General features: G+C 44.1%; 20 protein-coding genes. 7 read left to right on the forward strand and 13 right to left on the reverse strand.

What is annotated here, in order from left to right; all coding sequences use genetic code 11:
- Positions 1–89: 89 nt before the first annotated feature.
- From nadE to dapA, 10 genes are all read right to left on the reverse strand, one after another.
- Positions 90–920, reverse strand: coding sequence for an ammonia-dependent NAD(+) synthetase (gene nadE / locus ACRN9H_RS00925; protein ID WP_432312058.1), 831 nt, complete (start codon positions 918–920; stop codon positions 90–92).
- Positions 921–1107: 187 nt separating this feature from the next.
- On the reverse strand, positions 1108–2412 hold the full coding sequence (locus ACRN9H_RS00930; protein ID WP_220773984.1) for an inosine/guanosine kinase: 1305 nt from the start codon (positions 2410–2412) through the stop codon (positions 1108–1110).
- A 162-nt stretch (positions 2413–2574) separates the two neighbouring features.
- Positions 2575–3579, reverse strand: a complete 1005-nt coding sequence (gene hemH / locus ACRN9H_RS00935) for a ferrochelatase (RefSeq protein ID WP_432312059.1) — start codon at positions 3577–3579, stop codon at positions 2575–2577.
- A 110-nt stretch (positions 3580–3689) separates the two neighbouring features.
- Complete coding sequence (adk, locus tag ACRN9H_RS00940; protein WP_220773982.1) at positions 3690–4334, reverse strand: adenylate kinase; 645 nt, start codon at positions 4332–4334, stop codon at positions 3690–3692.
- Positions 4335–4474: 140 nt separating this feature from the next.
- Positions 4475–5338 carry a co-chaperone YbbN gene (locus tag ACRN9H_RS00945; RefSeq protein WP_432312060.1) on the reverse strand — a complete coding sequence of 288 codons (864 nt, stop codon included), beginning with the start codon at positions 5336–5338 and terminating at the stop codon, positions 4475–4477.
- A 129-nt stretch (positions 5339–5467) separates the two neighbouring features.
- Positions 5468–7381: a molecular chaperone HtpG gene (gene htpG, locus ACRN9H_RS00950; RefSeq protein WP_432312061.1), complete on the reverse strand. Its 1914-nt coding sequence runs from the start codon at positions 7379–7381 to the stop codon at positions 5468–5470.
- Between the two features lie 186 nt (positions 7382–7567).
- A complete protein-coding gene (locus ACRN9H_RS00955) occupies positions 7568–10663 on the reverse strand; it encodes an efflux RND transporter permease subunit (RefSeq protein WP_263189011.1) in 3096 nt (1031 codons plus the stop codon).
- Positions 10660–11742 carry an efflux RND transporter periplasmic adaptor subunit gene (locus tag ACRN9H_RS00960; RefSeq protein ID WP_432312062.1) on the reverse strand — a complete coding sequence of 361 codons (1083 nt, stop codon included), beginning with the start codon at positions 11740–11742 and terminating at the stop codon, positions 10660–10662. The genes ACRN9H_RS00955 and ACRN9H_RS00960 overlap by 4 nt, the downstream gene beginning before the upstream one ends.
- Before the next feature lie 205 nt (positions 11743–11947).
- The gene (bamC, locus tag ACRN9H_RS00965) at positions 11948–13045 is read right to left on the reverse strand and encodes an outer membrane protein assembly factor BamC (RefSeq protein WP_432312063.1); all 1098 of its coding nucleotides are present in this window, start codon (positions 13043–13045) and stop codon (positions 11948–11950) included.
- Positions 13046–13048: 3 nt separating this feature from the next.
- Positions 13049–13933: a 4-hydroxy-tetrahydrodipicolinate synthase gene (dapA, locus tag ACRN9H_RS00970; protein ID WP_432312064.1), complete on the reverse strand. Its 885-nt coding sequence runs from the start codon at positions 13931–13933 to the stop codon at positions 13049–13051.
- 171 nt (positions 13934–14104) lie between these two features.
- Here dapA and ACRN9H_RS00975 point away from each other — a divergent pair, with 171 nt between their 5' ends.
- Together ACRN9H_RS00975 and bcp are read left to right on the forward strand one after the other, a co-directional pair.
- The gene (locus tag ACRN9H_RS00975; RefSeq protein ID WP_432312065.1) at positions 14105–14662 is read left to right on the forward strand and encodes a glycine cleavage system protein R; all 558 of its coding nucleotides are present in this window, start codon (positions 14105–14107) and stop codon (positions 14660–14662) included.
- A 3-nt stretch (positions 14663–14665) separates the two neighbouring features.
- Positions 14666–15133, forward strand: coding sequence for a thioredoxin-dependent thiol peroxidase (gene bcp, locus ACRN9H_RS00980; RefSeq protein ID WP_432312066.1), 468 nt, complete (start codon positions 14666–14668; stop codon positions 15131–15133).
- Between the two features lie 257 nt (positions 15134–15390).
- Here bcp and hda read toward each other — a convergent pair whose 3' ends face one another.
- Together hda and ACRN9H_RS00990 are read right to left on the reverse strand one after the other, a co-directional pair.
- Positions 15391–16101: a DnaA inactivator Hda gene (gene hda, locus ACRN9H_RS00985; RefSeq protein WP_432312067.1), complete on the reverse strand. Its 711-nt coding sequence runs from the start codon at positions 16099–16101 to the stop codon at positions 15391–15393.
- Positions 16102–16166: 65 nt separating this feature from the next.
- Entirely contained in the window at positions 16167–17258 is a 1092-nt protein-coding gene (locus ACRN9H_RS00990) for a DUF2066 domain-containing protein (protein ID WP_432312126.1), read from the reverse strand.
- A gap of 217 nt (positions 17259–17475) precedes the next feature.
- Here ACRN9H_RS00990 and ACRN9H_RS00995 point away from each other — a divergent pair, with 217 nt between their 5' ends.
- Positions 17476–18714: a uracil-xanthine permease family protein gene (locus ACRN9H_RS00995; protein ID WP_432312068.1), complete on the forward strand. Its 1239-nt coding sequence runs from the start codon at positions 17476–17478 to the stop codon at positions 18712–18714.
- A 166-nt stretch (positions 18715–18880) separates the two neighbouring features.
- Here the strand turns inward: ACRN9H_RS00995 and grxD are convergent, their stop codons facing one another.
- Positions 18881–19213 carry a Grx4 family monothiol glutaredoxin gene (grxD, locus tag ACRN9H_RS01000; protein ID WP_432312069.1) on the reverse strand — a complete coding sequence of 111 codons (333 nt, stop codon included), beginning with the start codon at positions 19211–19213 and terminating at the stop codon, positions 18881–18883.
- Between the two features lie 214 nt (positions 19214–19427).
- Between grxD and sodB the strand changes: the two genes are divergently transcribed.
- From sodB to ACRN9H_RS01020, 4 genes are all read left to right on the forward strand, one after another.
- Positions 19428–20012 carry a superoxide dismutase [Fe] gene (sodB, locus tag ACRN9H_RS01005; protein WP_076499554.1) on the forward strand — a complete coding sequence of 195 codons (585 nt, stop codon included), beginning with the start codon at positions 19428–19430 and terminating at the stop codon, positions 20010–20012.
- Between the two features lie 256 nt (positions 20013–20268).
- The gene (locus ACRN9H_RS01010) at positions 20269–22203 is read left to right on the forward strand and encodes a PrkA family serine protein kinase (protein WP_432312070.1); all 1935 of its coding nucleotides are present in this window, start codon (positions 20269–20271) and stop codon (positions 22201–22203) included.
- Between the two features lie 66 nt (positions 22204–22269).
- Entirely contained in the window at positions 22270–23538 is a 1269-nt protein-coding gene (locus ACRN9H_RS01015; RefSeq protein ID WP_432312071.1) for a YeaH/YhbH family protein, read from the forward strand.
- A 13-nt stretch (positions 23539–23551) separates the two neighbouring features.
- Positions 23552–25078, forward strand: a complete 1527-nt coding sequence (locus tag ACRN9H_RS01020) for a SpoVR family protein (protein WP_432312072.1) — start codon at positions 23552–23554, stop codon at positions 25076–25078.
- The last annotated feature ends 53 nt before the right edge of the window (positions 25079–25131 follow it).

The following is a 25131-nucleotide window of genomic DNA, read 5'->3' on the forward strand; positions in this document are numbered from 1 at the left end:
CTGCTAGCGCATCCACAGCATGAAATTTCAGTCAATAAAAAGCACTCGCGAAAAATTCAAACGAGTGCTGATTGAGTGACAGCAAAATATTAATCGTAAATGGTGGGGATAGGTCGGCGTTTATGCTGTGTTGCCTTATAAATACCGATTAACTTCTCTTCGACCGCTTTACCAACATCTTTGCCTTCAAGGAAATCATCGATTTGTGCATAGGTTAAACCTAATGCGACCTCATCCTCAAGTAACGGCTTATTGTCTTCTAAATCTGCGGTTGGCGCTTTATTCACTAAGATGTCATCCGCTCCAAGATAGGCAGCAAGCTTGCGCACTTGGCGTTTATTCAAGCCAAATAAAGGAGCTAAATCACAAGCGCCATCCCCCCACTTCGTATAAAAGCCGGTAATATTTTCTGCACTGTGATCAGTACCCACCACCAGTCCACCAACCAGCCCCGCAAGTTCATACTGGGCAATCATTCGCATACGTGCTTTAACGTTACCTTTAACAAAATCAACTTTGGCCGTATCTGGCTGTGGCAAACCAGCCTCAGCTAACGCTGCAATCGTTTCGCTATGTATACCATCAACGCCTTGCTGTACATTAACAGTCACTAACTTAGAGGGTTGAATAAACTGGCAAGCAAGTTGCGCTTCATGCTCATCTTGCTGAATTTGATAGGGTAAGCGCACCGCTATAAATTGGTAATCCCCTTGGCTATTTTCGTGGTTTAAGCTATCTACCGCCAACTGGCACAGACGCCCAGCCGCAGAAGAATCAACACCACCACTGATCCCTAATACTAACGTCTTGCTGCGTGCTTCTTTTAGTTTGGTTTTAATAAACGCGACACGACGTTGTACTTCAAACTCTGGCTCTATGGCCGAGAGTACTTTCATTTCTCTTAAGATTTGCGCTTTCACCGAAAATTCCACCTTAAATAATCGCTGTATCAGGACTCACTTACGTTAACATTTATTCTTAACAGCCTGTAGCTAAACTTATCGATTAACCGCTTGATTACCACTTCATCGATAAAAATAAGGGCAACAACGTTTACCGTTATTGCCCTTATTTAACAGTCAATTAATGACTAAAGCAGATAAATTCTTACCTACCCCAGTAGGATTCTTCTAGGCTGTCTTCGCGCTCAGGTAAGCCACGGGATAAACGTGGACTATGCTGGGCTAGCACTTCATAAGCCACACGGTTGGCGTATTTACACACTTGGGAGAACGACGAGTAACACAGGCCATCACGCTTATGTTTACTCGAGCCAGGTACGTTAGTTTTATGGAAGGTATTTGCGGCAAGGTCATGTAATAAGGCCGATAATGCGCCATCACCAGCCCCATTCGTGTTACCAATCTTTTCAGGGCCGCCCATGTAAGGTGAAATGTGTGCAAACACTTTAATCGGTGTTTCACAGTCAACCTTCAATTTAGGCCGAGAAAATTCATAACGATTAAATTCGGGGATAGCACCAGGTAATAAGGTATGGGTGGTTTCGCGCTTCTCGGAGTCTTCGGTATAACCTGCGGTATAAAGTCCGATAGGACCTGCTGTAGTTAATACCATGTCGCACCATTCTAAGGCTTTTTCACTGGCAAGCAGAGGGTCGCGTGAACCGGTTAATGCTTCACCTTCATCTTCATTCATCGCCAAAATAGTGACATGTTCTTTAATAAAGTTTTGCCACCATTGTGGGTCTTCTTCAATCAAAAATCGGGTGCCTAAGGTTAGCACTACTGGCACTTCCGCAGCTTTAGCATATTCAATAGCGCACATGGCTGCATCGGTAATACGATCACCACCGCTGGCGCGCATCAAGTACGCGGTCAACACTAAGGCTGAACTGCCTTGTATTACGTCTTTATCGATAAATTCTGGCGTCAGTTTATCCATCGCGCCTTTGCTAATAGCAAACGTGCGCTCACCACAATCAGAAATCAGCGTAAAACAGCGGCCGATAGGGCCATCGACAGGCTGTAAATAGTTAAGATCAACTTTAGAAGAGGTATTGCATAAATAGCGGTAAGCATAGCTGCCTACTTCGATATTCTGGCTCATCACCCCGAACAATACAGAACGGTCATCGGCCAAAATAGAATAATTGTGTACTGTGTTACCGATAGTGCCGCCAGCAAATTCATCGCTAATTAAGCCATGGATTTTTAACTCAGTGTAAAGTCTGTGGGCTTGTTCATCATTGATCAGGGTCGAGTTACCTTTGGGCAAGCCATAACGGCTGAGCAACTCATCTTCGACTTTCGCTTCGATATCCACTAAGGTTTGATCAATACCGCTAATATAGGTCGCAAACGGCTGAGGCTGTTGAGTCAGCTGTTCAAGCAGCGGATCTCTGGTTTTAACCGGGAAATAATGTTTTGATTTACGCTGACCGGGAAATTTCATAGTGGTTCTCTTTTCCTGGCATCCATGCTAATTGGCGTCTGGCGCGGCGATAAGACCACCCAGCATCCTAAAAATATTGAGTCTAGGCTAGCGAGACAAAAAACCACCCCTTAGCCGGAAGGGCGCAAATTCTACCACAAAATCAGCTTGAAACCAGTGCCATTATACCCAAGAGAGTGCTTGTTCTTGGATTAATTGCCGTAATAATTCAATGTGTAACTCATCGTCGTTCAAACAAGGGATAAACCGATACTCGCGGCCACCCGCTTCTAAAAAGGTTTCTTTAGCGCCAATGGAAATTTCTTCTAAGGTTTCGAGGCAATCGGTCGCAAACGCAGGACAAATCACATCGACACTTTTTACTCCTTGCGCGGGTAACTCGGCCAATAATTTATCGGCGTAGGGCGTTAACCATTCTTCGCGGCCAAAGCGCGACTGAAAACACACTTGCCATTGCGACTCGCTAAGCGCCAATTTTTGCGCTAACAGTTTCGCCGTAACAAAACACTGCTCGCGGTAAGGATCGCCCTCTTTAACATATCGCTGTGGAATACCATGAAACGACAACAATAACTTATCGGCTTGACCATGGGTTTTCCAGTGACGTGTCACGCTGTGAGCCAGTGCCGTGATATAAGCGCTGTGGTCAAAATAATCTTTATTAAAGCGAACCTGCGGTATATCACGTACGGTTTTAAGATAACTTGCGACGGCATCAAACACGCTGGCCACCGTCGAGCAGGAATATTGGGGATACAAAGGCAGCACAATAATGCGCTCTGCCCCTTGGTCTTTCAGGCGTTCAAATCCCGCATCGATGGAGGGATTACCGTAACTCATACCCAGTTCAACAGGAATGGTCTGGTTAAACGTTGCGCTTAAGTCCACCGCCAGCTTTTGTGCTTGGCTCACACTTATCACCATCAAGGGCGAGCCTTCTGGCGTCCACACACTTTGATAGAGTTTGGCAACTTTCGCGGGGCGAGTGTTAAGGATAATGCCGTTCAGCAGCGGTTGCCAAATCCACGGTGATAAATCAACGACACGCGGATCACTTAAAAACTGCCTTAAAAATCGTTTTACGGCCTTAGGGCTAGGTTTATCAGGCGTGCCGAGGTTAACCAATAACACACCAAAAGCAGGGGAAGGATTCAACGTTAGGCTCATGGTTAATGAAGTTCACTTGGAGGCTAACATTGCGATGCCCATAAAAAAAGCCTGCATTGGCAGGCTTTTTTTAATATGAGAACTGGTTCTCGTAAATTAACCTTTTTAGGTTATTTCAATACACTAGCAAGCTGTTTACTCACGGTCGCAACCGATTGAGTACCGTCAAACTTGTGGTATTGCGTCTTACCTGCTGCAGCCACTTTACCGTAGTATTCGACCAGCGGCTTAGTTTGCTCGTGGTAAATTGCCAGACGTTTGCGTACTGTGCTTTCTTCGTCATCTGGACGAATGGCTAAATCGTCGCCCGTCACGTCGTCTTTACCTTCCACTTTAGGTGGATTAAAGACCACATGGTACACACGGCCTGAACCTGGATGCACACGACGGCCGCTCATACGCTTAACGATTTCTTCGTCTGGCACATCAATTTCAATCACGTGATCAATGCTAATACCGTTTGCCGTCATCGCATCCGCTTGCGGAATAGTACGTGGGAAACCGTCTAACAAGAAACCTTTAACACAGTCTTCCTGTGCGATACGCTCTTTAACCAGACCGATGATAAGATCATCAGAAACCAGTTGACCAGCATCCATCACTTTCTTTGCTTCCAAACCCAGTGGTGTACCAGCTTTTACCGCGGCACGTAACATATCACCCGTTGAAATTTGTGGGATACCGTACTGTTCCATAATGAACTGGGCCTGGGTACCTTTACCGGCGCCTGGGGCACCCAATAGGATAATGCGCATCTGAAAAGTCCTCTTTTCGCATTGATATTCTTCTTAGGGCGGCGATCTTCGCACATCTAGCCGCCATTGAGAAGGGTTTTAGCTTCGACTTTAGCCTCAGAAAACGCAAATAAATAAGGATTTCTTGGCTATTTCTATCATTAATAGAGCAAGGTATAAAGCTTACGGCGGTATTGACTTGCAATAGGATTACCTTGCCCTAGTGCGGTTAATATTTCCATAAACGTTTGTTTTACAGCGCCATTTTCAGCCGACAAATCTTGACGAAGTACCTCAAATAACAAGGCTAATGCTTCATCATCACGGTGGGCAGCATGCAATGCTTTGCTTAATTCGAGTAATAGCACTAAATTGCTTGGATTTTGCTCAAACTTTTGCTGCAAATCACGAATTTCAGGAGTATCAGCCGCATCTAAGGCAAGCATCAACTTAGCTTTTAAACTCTGATAATAACCGTCTTGGTCGGCAAGACCTACCTTATCAAGCATAGCTTGTGCTAGGGTCAATTCACCTAACATGAGATAGACATCGGCAAGCACTAAACTCACCTCACCCGCTTGATTAGAGCCCAACTGAGCTTCTTTTAACAATACGGTAGCGGTGGCAAGATCCTCTGCGCTCACTTGGCTCAAGGCGAGTAATTCTTTGGCCTGAGCTAACTGTAACTGCCACATAGGCGGCAAATATTTATCAAGCATTGCCATCACTTGCGCGCTATCTTGCACACCCGCAAAGCCATCGACAGGCTGACCCTTATCCAATACTAAAGTGGTGGGTAAGCTCTGAATACGAAAGTAATTGGCAATTTCTAATTCAGCTTCACAGTCGACTTTTGCCAGCACAAATCGACCGGTATTTTGCGTGGCAATTTGTTCTAAGGTGCGCAGCATAGCCACACTTTCTTCCTGTGGCTGAGCCCAAAATGCTAACACCACGATCTGTTGCATAGAAGTGTCAACCACCTGCTGAATGTTGTCTTTTGTCAGGCTGAGAATATGTTCCATAGTCTTCCCTTAGCAATTAAGGCTTTTATCACACACTAACGAATACTGTGACAGGCTAGGCTCAAGTCACCTCTTGCTGCCACTAAAACTATATCGGGGCCATTCTGCAAGAAGGGCCCCGATATTTATTTACTTCATGTTAGCCAGTAACATTCGATTCATCAGCTTAATAAAGGCCGATGGATCCACAAGGCTACCTTTTTCAGACAGTTGGGCCTGTTGCAACAACAGATTTGACCAATCGGTAAAGGCCGCTTCATCTTGAATATCATTTAAGCGCGACACTAATGGATGCGCTGGGTTAATCTCAAATGTCGGCTTCACTTCTGGTACGCTCTGACCTGCAGCTTGCATCAGCTTGATCATTTGCGTCGACATTTCGCCGTCACCCGCCACCACACAAGCAGGAGTATCCGTTAAGCGTGACGTCACTTTCACATCAGCAACTGTCGAGCCTAACGCCGCTTTAATGCGTTCAATTAAGGCTACTGATTCTTGCTCAAGCTTTTCTTGCGCTTCTTTCTCAGATGCATCTTCCAGCTCACCTAGCTCTAAATCACCACGGGTTACTGAGTGCAGTTGTTTATCTTTGTACTCAGCTAAGTGATTAATTAGCCACTCGTCGATACGTTCTGACATCAGTAAAACTTCGATATCTTTTTTGCGTAGCAACTCTAAATGTGGGCTGTTTGCCGCAGCTTCATGGCTGTCGGCCACAATGTAATAAATCTTAGTTTGCCCTTCTTTCATGCGGCTGATGTAGTCATCAAGTGACACTGTCGGTGCAGCGCTGCCAGTATGAGTCGAAGCAAAACGTAATAAGCCAGCAATACGTTCACGGTTGGCGAAATCTTCAGCAGGTCCTTCTTTCAGCACTTGACCAAATTCAGCCCAGAACTGTTGATATTTTTCCGCATCATCTTTTGCCAATTTTTCCAGCATACCAAGCACACGTTTAGTGATACCAGTACGCATCGCTTTGGTCACGTGGTTATCCTGCAAAATTTCGCGGGATACGTTTAGCGGCAAATCATTTGAGTCAATTAAGCCCTGCACAAAACGCAGATACGATGGCATAAATTGTTCAGCGTCATCCATGATAAACACGCGCTGTACAAACAGTTTTAAGCCGTGTTTACGATCGCGATTCCACATATCCCAAGGCGCTTTGGCAGGAATATACAATAAGCTAGTGTATTCTTGCTTACCTTCTACACGATTATGGCTCCACATTAGCGCATCGGTGTAATCGTGGGAAATGTGTTTGTAAAACTCTTGATACTCTTCATCACTGATGTCGGCTTTATTACGCATCCACAAAGCCGTGGCTTTGTTCATGACTTTCCAAGAACCTTCAGTTGCTGGAATTTTTTCGCCATCAGGACCATCACTCTCTGGCGTGCCTTCTTGCCACATTTCGACTGGCACAGAGATATGATCTGAGTATTTAGTAATGATTGAACGCAGGCGCCAATCATCGGCAAATTCTTTTTCTTCATCACGCAGGTGCAAGGTGATTTCAGTACCGCGGCTCGCCTTAGTGATGGTCTCAACGGTGAAGTTACCCTCGCCTTCTGATTCCCACAATACCGCTTCATCGGCCTTATGACCGGCAGCGCGAGTGCGAACGGTGACTTTTTTCGCCACGATAAATGCTGAATAGAAACCGACACCAAACTGGCCAATTAACTGTGAATCCTTTGAAGATTCGCCAGATAAATTTTTAAAGAAATCAGCAGTACCTGATTTTGCAATTGTGCCTAAATGTTCAATAACGCCGTCACGGGTCATGCCCACGCCGTTATCTTCGATAGTCACAGTGCCTTTTTCTTTATCTGCACTGATACGAACTCGTAGTTCGCCATCGCCTTCATATAGAGCGTCATTGGTCAGCGCAAGATAACGCAGCTTATCCACTGCATCGGCGGCGTTGGAGACCAATTCACGCAAGAAAATTTCTTTGTTGGAATACAAAGAATGGATCATCAGATGCAACAGCTGTTTGACTTCTGTTTGAAAACCATGAGTTTCTTGTTGTGACATGAAAGTTTCCCTCATTTATTACGCAATTGGGTAAAGTAACGCTTAGTGGTTACTTAAATGGGGCTCCAAATTGACATTTCAAGGGTAAGGGTTAAAACGAGGTTCAAATGGCGAAAAATAAGGCGCTTGATGAGTATCAAGCGCCTTATTTTATTACTTTACATCAGCCTTTATTGGGATGAAGCATTAATTCTCAGCTAATTCCTTTTCTAACTGCTGGGCGATAGCTTCTGGCGATCCGCTGTTACGGGCAAAGAGACCGTAGGCGGCTGGGATCACAAAAATGGTAAATAGCGTTGCCAATAAAATGCCCGACAACACCACCACACCAATCACAAAGCGGGTTTCAGCACCCGCGCCAGCGGCCATAACCAAAGGCACGGCACCTGCAGCGGTAGTGATACCCGTCATGAGAATGGGTCGTAAGCGCTGCGCTGAGGCTTGAATGATAGCTTTATCAAAATCAACGCCCTTATCGCGCAATTGGTTGGCAAACTCGACAATCAAGATGCCGTTTTTCGCGGCTAACCCGACGAGCATAATAATGCCTATCTGACTGTAAATATTAAGGCTCTGCCCCGTAAGCCACAAACCCGCCAAGGCGCCGACGGTTGCCAGTGGCACAGTCAGCATGATCACCATAGGGTGAATGTAACTCTCAAACTGCGCCGCTAATACCAAGAATACAATCCCCAGCGCCAGCAAGAACACAAAGTACATAGAGCTACCTGACTCTTGATAATCCAGAGATTGACCCTTGTAGCTTATCACCGCTTCGGCGGGCAAATAGGCGCGCGCCAATTGGTTCATATGATCAAGGGCTTCACCAAGGCTATAACCGTCTTCTAAACTGGCTTCAATGGTAATAGCCCGCATACGGTTGTAACGATTGAGCGAACTGGCATCGGCAAACTCTTCTACCGTCACTAGGTTTGATAGCGGGATAAGTTCTTGACTGCGCTCAGAACGCACATAAATATTTTGCAGATCGGCGGCGGTATTTTGATTATCACGCTCACCCTCAATGATGACATCATATTCTTCACCATCACGCATAAAGGTCGTGACTAAGCGTGAACCGAGCATAGACTCTAACGTACGGCCAATATTTGAAATCGATACACCAAGACTTGCGGCTCTGTCCCTATCAATCACCACTCTAAGCTGAGGCTTAGTTTCTTTATAGTCGTGATCTAAACCCAATAACTTGGGATTCTCCGCTGCCTTTTGCATCATGATATCGCGCCAACGGGCCAGTTCTTCGTAACTGGGGCCGCCAATCACAAACTGCACAGGTTTAGCCACACCGCGGCCAAAGGCTTGGCGCATCACAGGAAACGCTTGTACTCCGGCAAGATTAGCAAGACGTTTATTGATATCGGTTATCACCTCTTTGACTGGACGACGCTGTCCCCAGTCCTCAAGCACAATAACTGCCATACCATTTGAAAAGTCAACCGAGCGCCCAAAACCGCGAGGAGCACGAATGAGCAAGCGTTTAATATCACCCGTTTCGACCAGTGGCATCAAGCGGTTCTCTACTTCGTTCATGTAGGATTCGATGTATTCGTAACTCGCGCCCTGCGGGCCGTTAACCATCAAAAATAACGAGCCTCTATCTTCCTGCGGCGCAAATTCCTGCGGTACTTTCTGCACTAAATAAGCACTACACCCTAACGCGACTAACACCAGAAGCGACATTAATAACGGATGAGCCATGGCAGACTTTAAGGATAATTGATAACGGTTCGATATCTTGGTCATGATGCCATCGACCTTACGTACCAACCAAGAATCCTGCGAGCTTGGCTTGAGTAACTTAGAGCACATCATCGGCGTGAGTGTTAGTGCTACCACGCTTGAAAACAACACTGCGGCACTCATGGTTACAGCAAACTCTTTGAATAACTTACCTAAGTCTCCCTCTAAGAAACTAATCGGCATAAATACCGCCACCAATACTAAGGTGGTCGCGATAACTGCAAAGGCAACTTCACGCGCGCCTAGAAAAGCGGCTTTAAGCGGCGAGTCGCCTTCTTCAATACGCCTATGGATATTTTCTAGCATAACAATCGCATCATCGACCACCATACCGATGGCAAGGATCATCGCCAATAACGTTAAGAGGTTGATGGTATAGCCAAGTGCATACAATACGATAAACGTGCCGAGTAAAGACACTGGCACAGTGATCGCGGGGATCAACATGGCGCGCACACTGCCAAGGAACAGATAAATCACAATAATCACGAGGACCATGGCGGTGAACAGGGTTTGGTAGACCTCTTTAATCGAGGCTTCAATAAATATTGAACTATCGTAGCTGCGCTTTATCGACATGCCCGCAGGTAAAGTGGGATTAATTTTATCGACCAACGCATTCACCGCGCGGGCGACTTCTAAGGTATTAGCCGTTGACTGTTTGGACACGCCTAAACCAATCATGGCCTCTTTGTTTCCGCGGAACATAATCCGCTCTTCTTCAGAGCCAATTTCTACCCGCGCCACATCGCCCAATTTAACTAAGTAACCATCTTCACCTTGAGTGATCACTAAGTTAGCAAAATCTTCAGCGGTGCGGTAACCGCGCTCAAGCCTTACAGTAAACTGGCGCTCTTTTGATTCTATTGAACCGGCGGGTAACTCGACGTTTTCAGCTCGCAGCGCAGCTTCTACATCGGCAACGGTTAAGCTGCGAGACGCTAAAGCCTGTCTGTCAAGCCAAACGCGCATAGCATACACTTTACCGCCACCAATCCGCATCCGTGCCACACCATCAACAACAGAGAAGCGGTCCGACAAATAGCGGTTGGTATAATCTGTCAACTCTAAGGTGGTCATTTTATCTGACACCAAATTGAGCCACATGATCACTTCATCGCCGCCATTGGCTTTTTGCACTTCTGGGGGATCGGCCTCCTCGGGCAAATTGTCGAGTAAACCGGAAATACGATCACGTATATCGTTAGCCGCATCTTCAATATTACGACTAATATCAAACTCTAAGGTTACCGATGAACGGCCATCACTGCTCGATGAGCTCACATGGCGAATACCTTCGACGCCGCTGATCCTGTCTTCTATCAATTGGGTTATTCGACTTTCGACCACAGCAGCACTGGCACCGCGATAGTTAGTGTCGATAGACACCACCGGCGGATCAATGTTTGGGTATTCACGTAGCGGTAATTTACCGAAAGATACTAGACCAAAAGCCACCAGCAACAAGCTGATTACCGAGGCAAATACGGGCCGCTTTACCGAGAGATCTGTCAGTATCATACCCTTGGCTCCGTACTCGTATCCGCAAGATAACTAAACTTTTCAGCAAACTCCGTTTGCACTTTATCTCCAGGATGGACTTTTAGTAAACCACGAATAACCACGTTTTCGCCTAGGGCTAAACCGTCTAATATTTCCACCCAACCACGGGTACGAATACCAATAGTGACTTGTTTGCGCTCAATCACTTTGTCGGCATTAACGCTGTAAACATAGTGACTATTTTGAATCGGGATAATCGCCGACTCTGGCAGCATCAATGCTTCGCGGCTACGTTTGATGAGTTTCACCTTCATCAACATACCCGGTAATAAACGCAGTTCAGGATTAGGAATTTCAGCGCGGACAATTACAGTGCGCGTCGTTGGGTTCACGCGGCTATCAATCGATGTCACGACTCCCTTAAAAATGACATCAGGAAACGTGACCGCTTTGGCTTCAACATCTTTTCCCGGCGCCAAGTCTTGAATAAAACGCTCTGGTACTGAAAAGTCGAGTTTAATCTTAGAGATGTCATCAAGTGTTGTGATCACAGTCCCGGGAGAAACCAAACTACCTACGCTAATTTGTCGTAACCCTAAACGACCATTAAAGGGCGCCAAAATAGTCCGATCATTGAGTGAAGCTTGCGCCTGTTCAAGCTCCGCGCGGGTAGTATCAATAAGAGTTTGTAATCTGTCACGCTCTAGCTCTGCCACAGTGCGACTCGTCACTAATGAACGAATTCGGGCAAACTCACGCTGGTTATCGCTCACCTTAAATTGCGCGGCTTTCACCTTAGCGATTTGCTCGGCGTTTTGCAGTTGAACAAGCAATGCCCCCTTTTTCACTATGTCGCCATCATCAAACTTAAGTGCGGTGACCATGTCGGTCACTTTAGGCGTTATCGTCACCGACTCAAATGCCTTATTGGTGCCAATAGCTTCGACTTCATCACGAATGGATGCCATGACTGCTGTCGCTATGACCACATTGGGCATAATTTTTACCTGGGCCGTCGCGACCTCTTGCGGTTGCAAAGCTTGGTATCCAAACCAAGCTGCCACCACTAGGGTGATTAGTATCATTATTTTTTTCATCGGGCTTCCAGAAATGACTCGCATAGTTAACGACTAGTTTACTCACTCACATCATCGCAGCAATACGTTTTACTTTTTCTTACAAATTACATTGTTATCGCGGAAGGAATTACTAAGAATCTATTAGGTTAAATAAACCGCAAAAAACTCAAAAATGGCCAATAAAAAAGGGCGATAATTCGCCCTTTTTTAATTATAAATAATATTAACGTAGTTTACGTTCTTCTTTCATCAGGTTTGACAGAGACTGATACACATTAGTCACTATTTCATCACTCAATGGTTTATCTTCACCATCACGTAAGAAGATTTTGGTTTCTTCAGGGTTATCGCCATCTTCAAGCAGTAAGCGGTAACTGCCTTCTTTTAGCGCTAACTTATCTTCGCCCCATAACGAACTCCAGAAACCGGAGTTATCGTCAAATTTGATAAAGTACAATCCTTTACTACTGTCCATATCGGCTATTTCAAAGCCCATTTCTGGCAGCACAATACGCAGACGATCCCACACTTGCTTATAAGGGGCTTTAGCAGACCAGTAAGCTTTGCCGTCTTCCGGGGTAACCAGATCGACATTAATACCTAAGGTTTGTTTCAAACGATTAGCTTGAATCGATTGTTCGCGCTTAATACTGATATACGCAATAGCACTGTTGAGCATATCAATCGTATATCTTTGTTTATCTTCACCGTTTAACAATACTTTTTGCGCTTTATCGTCGAAAAACTCTTCGTGTTCAACTAAATGAATAACGATATTCGCGGTGCGACCATGTGGACGCGCTTCAACATCAAAACGATAACGTTGACGCAGCAAATAAACGTTATCAGAACCCCACATGCTCGATTCGATCACTTCACGGCTTTCGATCCAATCGGTTTCTATCGTGCCTTTATCAAAATCACGACTGCGAATGGCAATGCCTTTTTGCGCAAAGAAGCCATCTAAGTTGGTGAAGAGTTCTTGTTTCAAATCAACAGTATTATCAATAGACTCAATCACGATTTTAATATTATCGCTGCCCTCTTCCACACGAGTACCCTCTGCCATCGGCAGTACTTGCAGTGGTGGACGAATATCTAAATCTTTACCATACAGCGTGGCATTGGCTTTAGACCCTAACGCAGGCACATCGAATTCTTTATTGTAGGGCGGTGTTTTTAATCCTGCGGGGATTTTAAGCAAAGGCGTTTGCTCAGCCTGAACATAGTCTTCACTACCGTTTGCTTGGCGACGCTCAAGTGGTGAACTGCACGCTGCAACTACAGCAACTAAGATCAGTGGAGTGACTTTCTTTAACATTAATTATTTAACCTCTATCTGGGCACGAGTCATTGCTTCTATCAACAGACCATGACATTGCTCAGAAAGTTCAGTCAAAGGTAAACGAATATGGCCACATTCAATCAAACCCATGCGTTGGGCAGCCCATTTTACGGGTATTGGATTGGCTTCACAAAAGAGTGTGCTATATAAACCGCGCAGCGGCGTGTCTATCGTAAGAGCAAGCTCTGCGTTGCCCGCAAGTGCGGCATCACACATTGCTTTAAAAGCTTTTGGCGCGATGTTATTCGCAACTGAGATAACGCCGTTACCGCCCAAGAGTAAAAATTCTCTAGCAGTGGCATCATCGCCGCTGTACAGCAGAAAATCATCACCGCACAATTCGCGCAGGCGTTTGACACGGGATAAGTCACCGGTTGCTTCTTTAACGCCAATAATATTGCTCACGCTGACAAGCTGGGCAACAGTTTCTGGCAACATATCTACGGCAGTACGACCTGGCACATTATAAAGAATTTGTGGGGTATCTGTGCTAGCGGCAACCGCTTTATAATGTGCAATCAACCCTTTAGGGGTTGGCTTATTATAATATGGCGTGACGCCAAGCATAGCGGCGACCCCCACCTTAGATAAGGACTTGGTGAGCTCAACGGCTTCAGACGTGGCATTAGCACCATTACCACCAATAACCGGAATTCGGCCTGCTGCAAATTTAACAGTTTGTGAAACCACCGTTACATGCTCAGACATAGGCAGAGTCGCTGACTCGCCAGTGGTACCAACGGCTACAATGGCATCTGTACCTTGGTCAATATGGAATTCGACTAACTTTTCAAGACTTGCAAAATCTACTGAGCCATCACTGTTCATTGGCGTGATTAAGGCTACGATGCTTCCGTTTATCATCTGACTTTCCCCAAGATTTCAGGATTTGCTATGGTACTGATGCCAACCATTAATGACAAGCATTAACGGGGCTCTCAAATTGAATTAGTTATGGTAGCATTACATCCAGCACAAAAACTCAACTTTAACCCTGAGTTTTCGCTCTATGATATCGAAAAGTGAGGAGAATTCATGACCAATTTCCTGGTCGTAACAGCAATGGGGCTCGACCGTCCTGGGCTCGTAGGTAGACTAGCTCGGCTTGCCAGTGACTGTGACTGTGATATCGTCGACAGCCGTATGGCATTATTTGGTAACGAATTTACCCTAATTATGATGTTATCAGGCTCGTGGGTATCTATAACTAAAATAGAAAGCATGCTCCCAAGCCTTGGTGTCGAATTAGAACTGATGACAGTAATGAAGCGTACCTCTAAACATACGCCACAAAATTACCTCTCTCGCCTTGAAGTATGCTTCACAGGTAAAGACCAACGCGGCACCATTAAACGTATCACGCAATTCTTGGCTGACAGATCATTAGATCTCGCAGCAGTCCGCTCCTACTCTGAAGAGCTCCCCGATGGTGAGCAGACTCAAAATGTCTCATTAACCATTAATATTCCTGAAAAAGTTGAACTAGAAAAGCTTGAACAGAGTATCTATCAACTCGCCCAAGATATGACCTTAAATTGTATTATTCGTCGTATGGAAGGCACCGCAATATTAGAATTAGAGGACAGAGGATAAGACATGAATACCTTAACCCCAGGGGCCAAAGCGCCCCAATTCACCCTTAAAGACCAGCATGGCAATTCAGTGTCATTGGCTGATAGCCTTAAGCAAGGCCCTGTTTTAGTGTACTTTTACCCGAAAGCATCCACTCCGGGTTGTACAGTACAAGCGTGCGGACTACGTGATAGCAAAGCCGCGCTCGATAGCCACAATGTGACAGTATTAGGCATTAGCCCAGATCCTGTAGCTAAATTGGCTAAATTTGCTGAAAAACAAGCACTCAACTTCACTTTACTGAGCGATGAAGACCACAGTGTCGCCGACGATTTTGGGGTTTGGGGCACAAAGCAGTTTATGGGCAAAACCTATGACGGCATCCACAGATTAAGTTTTCTTATCAATACTGACGGTACAATAGCCCATGTATTTGATAAGTTTAAAACCAAAGATCATCATGAAGTTGTACTCGCGAAAATTGCAGATTAATTGATTGTACTGATTAAGTGTAATAGCTAAATATGCTGCTTTTATCGGCACTATGATTGGAAGCTTGTATAGAAATGGCGCATCAACGTTGTTCACTTGAATAAATAATCAGCAAACGATAGCGATAAAGGCCCTAAAACGGGCCTTTTTTATGAAAAAATTTCATGTTGCCATTAATAAAAAGCCCGTCTGCATTCAGCATAACGGGCTTTTATATTATTAACGGTTTGATATAGGTTAAAACACTCATCAGACACTTAAAGATGTAACGTCTCTTTAGCAAAGGGGATAGTAAGCTTACGCTGATGCACTAACGAGGCTTTGTCTAATTTATCCAATACATCAAACAAGGTGCGTAAATCCCGCGCCATACGGTTCAGTAAAAAACGCCCGACGTCTTCCGGTAATTGCAGCCCACGCATGGCCGCCCGGCGTTGTAGTGCGGCAAGTTTTTCATCATCCGCCATAGGTTGCAGTTGATAATTAAGCCCCCATTGCATGCGTGAGACAAGATCGGGTAATAGAAATCCTGCATCAACCGGTGATGAACAGCCACTGACCACTAAGGCGCAATTTTTATGTTCTGCCACTCGATTATAAAGATCAAAAATAGCTTCTTCCCATACGGGATGGCCAGCGATGGCGTCAACATCATCAATACACACTAAATCTAGCTGCTCTAAACCTTCCAGCAAGGCTGTTGAAATACTGGCATGTATGCCTAAGGGGATATAAAAACTACGGCGGTCGACTTCATTGGCATGGGCGCAAGCGGCGTGCATTAAATGCGTTCGGCCAGATTTGACTGGTCCCCAAAAATAAATAGCAGCTTCACCATGCCCTTCAGCACTGGCTCTTAGTTTTTGAATAAGCTCATCATTACCCGAAGCCGGATAATAACTATTAAAGGTTTCGTCATCTGGCAAATGCACAGGTAGCGAGAGTTGTAGAGGTGAGTTTAATGGCACTCGGTCTTCTCAATTCAAATTAACACAAGGCAGTGCTAAGTAAACTTAGCACTGCCAATAATATTCTAGGGTAAACGCCACTCATAAACCGGTTTACCCGCCTTATTTGCGACTGGGTTAAACTCGCCTGCACTCACAGGGGCGACCACAGAAATACGCGGCTCTAAACTCAACAAACGTTCTAAATCGGTTTCTGAACCAAACAAATCTAATGAGAATGTCGCGGTATGGCCTTTGATATGCGTTAACGTGGCATTTTTAACTGCACTGAGCTGTTTTAAATACTTTTCAACTTCAACTAATTGCGCCATTTTTTGTATGTTTACAAAGGTAACACTTGCGCCTTGCTGCGCGCCCGTATCAGCAATGGCATATTTGGTAAAATAATATTCCCCTAGCGCCGCCATCATAGCTGTCAATGCCTGGGCCGAACTCTCAGCCGTGCCGTTAAAGGTAAATATAGGTGGCGTTAAAGAATCAACCGTCGCCTTAGTATATAAATTTAAACGATAACGAACTTGGTTACCGGCGGCATCAATCGCCACTAATGCCAGAAAGTCAGCTTGATAACGGCCAGAGACACTTGCCACAATATCGGCAAACATACCCTTAATATCGTTAGGATTAATACCCATCAACTCATCAAGATCGAGAATCGGTAGTAGTACTGGAATACCGCGGGCATCGGAAAAATCACTAAATTGTTTACGTTCAGCTAAGGTCGACGAATCACTTAAAATGACAGTCTCACCCTCACTAGGCATCGCCACCCAAAACAATGTTAGAGGACGCTGAGTTCCCCATACCGGTAATTGTGCCTGACGGAGCAAAGCCACGATGCGACGGTGTTCAAAGCTGGCCGTTAACAACAGCTGACCATTTTGTTCAATGTAGCCATACTGGCTTAGCAAGGTATCAGGATTACGAAGTTGAGACTGAATAAGACTATTATTAAGCGAACGTGACGTACCTGTATTCTTGATAATCACTTGCTCAAGTGCACTCTTTAAGGCTTTATCACGTTCAGCAACCGCCCGAGAAGACACAGGCACATTGGCCTCATCTAATTTACTCACCTCAACAGCGTTAACGCTATGAAGTGTGGATAGACAATATAGAAATGCAATTAAGCTCGACTTCAGTAGGAATTTCAGCATTTTTTGAGTAGTTGAAGTAACGTCAGATAACGTAAATTGTACCATAGTTAACGCCTTAAGCGAGTCTTGACAAAATTTAGCCCTATTTCCATGCCTGATAGGGTATTGAAAAACTAAACAGTGATCCGAGTCGGTAAAGCAGATTATTTTCCACTGCTCAAATCCCAACAAACTGTTATCATCTCGAGGTTTACCCTAAAATTAATGAGAATAATAAATGAGACGACTTGCTATCCCCCTACAGGGCGCACAAATGCTGTTTGTAGCCTTTGGTGCCTTAGTATTAATGCCGCTGCTGACAGGACTTGATACCAGTGTGGCATTGTTTACCGCGGGTATCGGTACCCTACTCTTCCAATTGATTACTAAACGCCAAGTGCCTATCTTCCTCGCATCTTCCTTCGCTTTTATCGCCCCTATATTGTATGGCGTGCAAACTTGGGGCATTCCCTCAACGATGGGTGGTATTATGGCGGCAGGTGTGGTTTACGTCATGCTCGGCGCATTGGTTAAAGTGCGCGGCACTGAGTTTATTCATAAACTGTTACCGCCTGTGGTTGTCGGCCCGGTAATTATTATTATCGGTTTAGGTTTGGCGCCAGTGGCAGTGAATATGGCTTTAGGTAAAAGTGGTGATGGTAGTGTGACCTTAGTTGCCACAAATATAGCCTTATTTATTTCGCTCGCATCACTGTGCACCACTATCGCTGTGGCTATTTTTGCCAAGGGTTTATTAAAAGTAATGCCAATTTTAGCTGGCATTATAGTAGGTTATGGCCTGAGTCTCGCTTTTGGCATTGTTGATTTTGCCGTTGTGACTACTGCAAGTTGGATCGCCATACCTAAATTTGTCACCCCAGAACTAAATTGGTATGCCATCGCTTTTATGATCCCTGTTGCTATAGCACCTGCGGTTGAACACATTGGCGATATTCTGGCGATATCAAATGTTGCTGGTAAAGATTTTATGAAAAAACCAGGCTTACACCGTACTCTGACAGGCGATGGGATTGCGACCATAGCGGCGGCGGCCTTTGGCGGCCCACCAAACACGACTTATTCTGAAGTGACGGGAGCCGTCACATTAACCCGTAATTTCGACCCTAAAATTATGACTTGGACCGCAATTACCGCCATCACTTTAGCCTTTGTTGGCAAACTAGGTGCGCTGATGCAAACTATTCCAGTGCCTGTAATGGGCGGCATTATGTGTTTACTATTTGGCTCAATTGCGGCAGTAGGATTAAGCACATTAATTCGCAATCAGGTTGATTTATCCGAACCGCGTAACTTAAGTATTGTCGGTGTTACTTTAGTATTTGGTATCGGCGGTATGGCATTTGGCATCGGTTCGTTTAGCCTAACGGGTATCAGTTTATGCGGTATTGTGGCTATTGTAATGAACTTAATATTACCCGCGACTAAAGAGCATGTGCACGATACGCCATCGCACTAATAGTCTGTTTAATGGGATATAGGTTTAATAGAATATTGATTGCGCTGATGATTAAAGCGAAACAAAATACAACGGTTTTTCTCAAGTAATAATCAACTGATATTACCAACAAAAAAGCCGCTACGATTCAATCGTAGCGGCTTTTTTATCGAAAATAAGTTAACGCTTATTCTTCAGTTTTATTCTTAGCGGCTGCCGCTGTAATCAGTGGTTGTAATTCACCTTTTTGGAACATTTCTACGATGATATCACAGCCACCAATCAGCTCGCCTTCGATCCATAATTGTGGAAATGTCGGCCAATTAGCAAACTTAGGTAGTTCTGCGCGAATGTCTGGATGCTGAAGAATATCCACGAATGCAAACTGCTCACCACAGTTGATCATTATCTGAGCTACCTGTGACGAGAAGCCACAGCTCGGTAACTTAGGAGAACCTTTCATATAAACAATGATTGGGTTTTCGGTGATCTGCTGTTTAATTTTATCTACTGTTTCCATTTTGATTCCTAAGTAGGATGACATTGACACAATAGCACTATTGTACGACAGCTAGACACAGAACAAAATCCCATAGTTTGTAAGGTTATGCCAACATTTGTTTTTTTGATGCCGCCATCGAGTAAACAATGATTCACATCACAAATTTTATCGGTACAATAGTCACAAGTGAGCACGTTTAAAAACGATAACCTAAGACCATGGAGAGATACTAATGGCTTTCGAATTACCCGCATTACCATATGCAAAGAACGCACTAGAACCACACATTTCTCAAGAAACTATTGAATACCACTACGGCAAGCATCACAATACTTATGTTGTTAAGCTTAACGGCTTAATCGAAGGGACTGATTTTGCTGGTAAATCTTTAGAAGATATCATCAAAACTTCTACAGGTGGTGTATTCAATAACGCAGCTCAAGTGTGGAACCACACTTTCTACTGGAACTGCCTAGCACCTAATGCTGGCGGCGAACCAACAGGCCCAGTTGCTGATGCGATTAAAGCTGCATTTGGCTCATTCGATGCATTCAAAGCACAATTTACTGATTCGGCAGTAAACAACTTCGGTAGCGCTTGGACATGGTTAGTGAAAAAAGCCGATGGCACTGTTGCTATCGTTAACACTAGCAATGCAGCAACACCACTGACTGACAGCACAGTAACGCCAATCATGACAGTTGACGTGTGGGAACACGCTTACTACATCGATTACCGCAACGTGCGTCCTGACTACCTTGCCCACTTCTGGCAGCTAGTTAACTGGGACTTTGTGAATAAAAACTTCACAGCTTAATTTATTTATCTTCATTAAATAAACCCAGAAAAAGAGCCCTCGCGGCTCTTTTTTTATACATTGCGCTCGCCTCCCGCCATTTATTACATTCAATTCAGCTTATAAATAACAAGTGCAATAATTGCGTTTGCAACTATTTGTTGTTGTTTTATTTAGTATTTTTTATCGCAAGTCTTGAATATGTGTCTAAGATTAGAGTAGGAAGCTGGTTAACCAGTTCCGTTCCATGACATCACTGGCGTTTCAGGGGGTTTATATGGGCATTTTCGAGCATTACCAAAAGCGCTATGAGAAAAAACTCGATGAAGAATATTCTTTGCAGGAGTTTTTGGATATCTGTAAAGCAGATCGCAGCGCTTATATGTCAGCATCGGAGCGACTGCTGCTTGCCATTGGCGAAGCAGAAGTGATTGATACCGCAAAGAACTCAACATTAAGCCGTATCTTTTCGAATCGACTCATATCACGTTATCCCGCCTTTAAAGATTTCTTTGGTATGGAAGATGCCATAGAGCAAATAGTGGCTTACCTTAAGCACTCAGCTCAAGGTTTAGAAGAATCAAAACAAATTCTGTATCTACTTGGGCCTGTCGGCGGCGGTAAGTCATCATTAGCCGAAAAACTCAAAGCCCTGATGCAAAAAATACCCATTTATATCCTGAGCGCAAATGGGATACGCAGCCCAGTTAACGACCACCCTTTTAGCCTATTTGATTTAGAGGAAGATGGTCTGCTATTAAAAGATGAATTCAACATCCCTAACCGCTATCTAAAAACGATCATGTCACCTTGGGCGGTAAAACGCTTACATGAATTTGGCGGAGATATTGCTAAATTCCGCGTAGTAAAAGTATTTCCCTCTATTTTAGACCAAGTCGCTATCGCAAAAACGGAGCCTGGGGATGAAAATAACCAAGATATTTCCTCCCTTGTTGGTAAAGTTGATATTCGTCAACTTGAGCACTTCTCTCAAAATGATGCCGATGCTTACGCCTATTCGGGTGCTTTGTGCCGTGCAAATCAAGGCATGATGGAATTTGTCGAAATGTTTAAGGCGCCCATAAAGGTGCTACACCCCTTACTCACTGCCACACAAGAAGGTAACTACAATGGCACGGAGGGCTTATCAGCCCTGCCCTTTAGCGGAATTATTTTAGCGCACTCAAACGAGTCGGAATGGACAACTTTTAAGAATAATAAAAATAATGAGGCGTTTCTCGACCGAGTTTATATCGTTAAAGTGCCCTATTGCTTACGGGTCTCGGAAGAACTGCAAATCTATCAAAAATTGCTGTTCAACTCAGAGTTATCTAAAGCGCCCTGCGCACCGGGAACCTTAGAAACACTGGCACAATTTAGCGTGCTATCCCGTATGAAAGCCCCTGAAAACTCGTCTATTTATTCAAAGATGCGCGTGTATGACGGGGAAAGTTTAAAAGACACCGATCCTAAGGCCAAGTCTTATCAAGAATATCGCGATTATGCGGGTGTTGATGAAGGTATGAATGGCTTATCTACCCGCTTCGCCTTCAAAATTTTATCGCGAGTATTTAATTTCGACCACTCCGAAATAGCTGCGAACCCAGTGCATTTATTTTATGTACTCGAGCGCCAAATTGAACAAGAACAGTTCCCCGGCGATACCGCCGAGCGCTATTTAGAGTTTCTAAAAGGCTATTTAATCCCTAAATATGTCGAATTTATTGGTAAAGAAATCCAAACAGCATATTTAGAGTCTTACTCTGAATATGGTCAAAATATTTTTGATCGCTATGTCATCTATGCCGACTTTTGGATCCAAGATCAAGAATACCGCGACCCTGAAACAGGCCAACTGTTTGATCGCGCAGCCCTTAACGCTGAACTGGAGAAGATTGAGAAGCCTGCGGGGATCAGCAACCCTAAAGATTTTCGTAATGAAATTGTCAACTTTGTACTGCGTGCCCGTGCAAACCATGAGGGTAATAACCCGCTCTGGACTAGTTACGAGAAACTTCGCACTGTGATCGAGAAAAAAATGTTCTCCAACACTGAGGATTTACTGCCCGTTATTTCCTTTAACGCTAAAACTTCGAACGACGATCAGCGTAAACACGATGATTTTGTCAATCGAATGATGGAAAAAGGCTATACCAAAAAACAAGTTCGACTCTTGTCTGAGTGGTACTTACGGGTTCGTAAATCTTCTTAAACTTACGCGAACTCAGTACAGGGCTTTGGTGCTACCAAAGCCTACGCTAAGTTTTAGGAGGTGCGTATGGCGAACTTTATCGATAGACGTTTGAATGCGAAAGGGAAGAGTACGGTAAACCGTCAACGTTTTATCAATCGATATAAACAACAAATTAAAAAAGCCGTTAGCGATGCGGTCACTCGTCGCAGCGTAACGGATGTAGATAAAGGTGAAAAAATCAGTATTCCCACACGGGATATAAGTGAACCACAGTTTCACCAAGGTAAAGGCGGTATTAAGGATAGAGTGCATCCGGGTAATGATCAATTTACCCGCGGCGATAAAATTGACCGCCCACCTGCGGGTTCAGGTGGCGGTTCAGGTAAAGGTGACGCCTCAAATTCGGGGGAAGGCGACGATGATTTTGTGTTCGATATCTCCAAAGATGAATATCTAGAGTTATTATTTGAAGATTTGGAACTGCCTAATCTTCAAAAGAATCGTCTGAATAAATTGGTTGAGTATCAAATCTATCGCGCAGGTTTTACCAATGATGGTGTGCCTGCCAATATCAATATAGTCCGTTCTTTACGTTCATCATTGGCACGCCGTATTGCGATGTCTGCAGGCAAAAAAAAGCGATTAAAGGAGTTAGAACAAGAGCTGGCTGAACGGGAAGATATTCCAGGTACTAAGGCTGAATTAATCCTAGATTTAAAAGCTCAAATTGAAGAATTAAAGCAAAAAATTGCACGAGTGCCGTTTATTGATACCTTCGATTTACGCTTTAATAACTTTTCTAAACGAGAAATTCCTTCTAGCCAAGCGGTAATGTTTTGCCTAATGGATGTCTCAGGCTCTATGGATCAAGCCACTAAGGAAATGGCAAAACGTTTTTATATTTTGTTGTATCTATTTTTAACCCGTACCTATAAAAATCTAGAAGTGGTTTATATCCGCCACCATACACAAGCCAAAGAAGTCGATGAACACGAGTTTTTTTACTCCCAAGAAACCGGCGGTACTATTGTGTCCAGCGCCTTAAAATTAATGCACGAAATTCAACAGGCACGCTACCCCGCCAATGAATGGAATATCTATGCCGCTCAAGCCTCAGATGGCGATAACTGGGCCGACGACTCCCCCACTTGCAAACAATTATTAGAACAAAAAATACTGCCATTAGTGCGTTACTACAGTTACATCGAGATCACCAATCGCGCCCATCAAACACTGTGGCACGAGTATGAATCCCTGCAACGGCAATACGCCAATATTGCCGTACAACATATACGTCAAGCCGAAGATATTTACCCTGTCTTTAGGGAATTATTTAAGAAACAAGCGGTTTAAGGGGGGAAGAAATATGGGAACACTTAAATCAATACCATGGACACCGCTAAGCGATGGCCCAGACTGGAGCTTTGAGTTACTGCAGGACTATCTCAAGGAAATAGAACGGGTAGCCGCACTTTATAAACTCAGTACTTATCCAAATCAAATTGAAGTCATCACCGCCGAACAAATGATGGATGCTTATGCGGGGATAGGCATGCCTATAGGGTATACCCATTGGTCCTTTGGCAAGCGCTTTATTGAAACAGAACAAGGTTATAAGCGCGGCCAAATGGGACTAGCCTACGAAATTGTGATTAATTCAAACCCTTGTATTGCCTATTTGATGGAGGAAAATACCATCACAATGCAAGCATTGGTGATTGCACATGCCTGTTTTGGACATAACAGTTTTTTTAAAAGTAACTATCTATTCAAAACATGGACCGATGCCAGTTCAATTATTGATTATCTGGTGTTTGCTAAAAACTATATTAGCGACTGTGAACAAAAACATGGCGTAGAACAGGTCGAAAGCGTCATAGACTCCTGCCATGCGCTGATGAATTACGGTGTTGATCGCTATAAGCGCCCCTCTAATATTTCATTCAGCGAAGAACAAGCGAGACAAAAGGATCGTGAAGCTTATCTTCAAAGCCAAGTAAACGATTTATGGCGCACTATTCCAAACCAGCACATGGCACAATCTCAGACAAAAACGCGACGTTTTCCTGCTGAGCCACAGGAAAACATCTTATATTTCATCGAGAAAAACGCACCCTTACTAGAACCATGGCAACGAGAGATCATCCGAATAGTGCGTAAAATGGCGCAATACTTTTATCCACAAAAGCAAACTCAAGTAATGAATGAAGGTTGGGCGACATTCTGGCATTACACGATATTGAATCACTTATATGACGATGGCATGGTCACTGACCGCTTTATGATAGAGTTTTTGCAAAGCCATACTGGTGTCATTGCCCAACCAGACTATAACAGTCGTTATTACAGTGGCATTAACCCTTATGCATTAGGTTTTGCCATGTTTACTGATATTCGACGTATTTGTGAAAATCCAACCGATGAGGATAAAGCCTGGTTTCCCGATATTGCCGGCAGTAACTGGATAGATACGTTACATTTTGCTATGCAAAACTTTAAAGATGAAAGCTTTATTAGCCAATATCTCTCACCTAAAGTCATTCGCCAATTTAAATTATTTGGTATCCATGATGATGAGCAACGTAATTATCTGTCAGTATCCGCGATTCATGACCAACAAGGTTATCAAGATATTCGCCAATTATTATCACAGCAATATAACCTGTCAAATATAGAACCCAACATCCAAGTACATAATGTAGAAGTCAATGGTAATAGATCGTTAACGCTACGTTATGTTCCTAATAATGAGATCCCGTTATCGAATAATCATAAAGAGGTATTAAAACATTTACATCGACTATGGGGGTTCACTGTGACTCTCGAGCAAATAAATGAAGACGGAAGTATTATTACCTTAGCATCCTGCCCTGAAACCGTTAAATTGGAATAATATGCACAATAAAGCCGTTATTATAAATATCTTTATAATAACGGCTTTATACA

Origin of the sequence: Shewanella sp. MF08487 (assembly GCF_050848685.1) — a bacterium.
Lineage (GTDB): Bacteria > Pseudomonadota > Gammaproteobacteria > Enterobacterales > Shewanellaceae > Shewanella > Shewanella glacialipiscicola.

Bases quoted from the DNA above. Each gene is read 5' to 3' on its own strand.
- bamC (WP_432312063.1), bottom strand. From the start codon at position 13,045: ATGTTAAAGAAAGTCACTCCACTGATCTTAGTTGCTGTAGTTGCAGCG.
- ACRN9H_RS01010 (WP_432312070.1), top strand. From the start codon at position 20,269: ATGGGCATTTTCGAGCATTACCAAAAGCGCTATGAGAAAAAACTCGAT.
- ACRN9H_RS01020 (WP_432312072.1), top strand. From the start codon at position 23,552: ATGGGAACACTTAAATCAATACCATGGACACCGCTAAGCGATGGCCCA.
- htpG (WP_432312061.1), bottom strand. From the start codon at position 7,381: ATGTCACAACAAGAAACTCATGGTTTTCAAACAGAAGTCAAACAGCTG.
- ACRN9H_RS00975 (WP_432312065.1), top strand. From the start codon at position 14,105: ATGACCAATTTCCTGGTCGTAACAGCAATGGGGCTCGACCGTCCTGGG.
- ACRN9H_RS00955 (WP_263189011.1), bottom strand. From the start codon at position 10,663: ATGATACTGACAGATCTCTCGGTAAAGCGGCCCGTATTTGCCTCGGTA.
- grxD (WP_432312069.1), bottom strand. From the start codon at position 19,213: ATGGAAACAGTAGATAAAATTAAACAGCAGATCACCGAAAACCCAATC.
- adk (WP_220773982.1), bottom strand. From the start codon at position 4,334: ATGCGCATTATCCTATTGGGTGCCCCAGGCGCCGGTAAAGGTACCCAG.
- hemH (WP_432312059.1), bottom strand. From the start codon at position 3,579: ATGAGCCTAACGTTGAATCCTTCCCCTGCTTTTGGTGTGTTATTGGTT.
- ACRN9H_RS00960 (WP_432312062.1), bottom strand. From the start codon at position 11,742: ATGAAAAAAATAATGATACTAATCACCCTAGTGGTGGCAGCTTGGTTT.
- ACRN9H_RS00930 (WP_220773984.1), bottom strand. From the start codon at position 2,412: ATGAAATTTCCCGGTCAGCGTAAATCAAAACATTATTTCCCGGTTAAA.
- ACRN9H_RS00995 (WP_432312068.1), top strand. From the start codon at position 17,476: ATGAGACGACTTGCTATCCCCCTACAGGGCGCACAAATGCTGTTTGTA.
- dapA (WP_432312064.1), bottom strand. From the start codon at position 13,933: ATGATAAACGGAAGCATCGTAGCCTTAATCACGCCAATGAACAGTGAT.
- sodB (WP_076499554.1), top strand. From the start codon at position 19,428: ATGGCTTTCGAATTACCCGCATTACCATATGCAAAGAACGCACTAGAA.
- ACRN9H_RS00945 (WP_432312060.1), bottom strand. From the start codon at position 5,338: ATGGAACATATTCTCAGCCTGACAAAAGACAACATTCAGCAGGTGGTT.
- ACRN9H_RS01015 (WP_432312071.1), top strand. From the start codon at position 22,270: ATGGCGAACTTTATCGATAGACGTTTGAATGCGAAAGGGAAGAGTACG.
- ACRN9H_RS00990 (WP_432312126.1), bottom strand. From the start codon at position 17,258: ATGCTGAAATTCCTACTGAAGTCGAGCTTAATTGCATTTCTATATTGT.
- bcp (WP_432312066.1), top strand. From the start codon at position 14,666: ATGAATACCTTAACCCCAGGGGCCAAAGCGCCCCAATTCACCCTTAAA.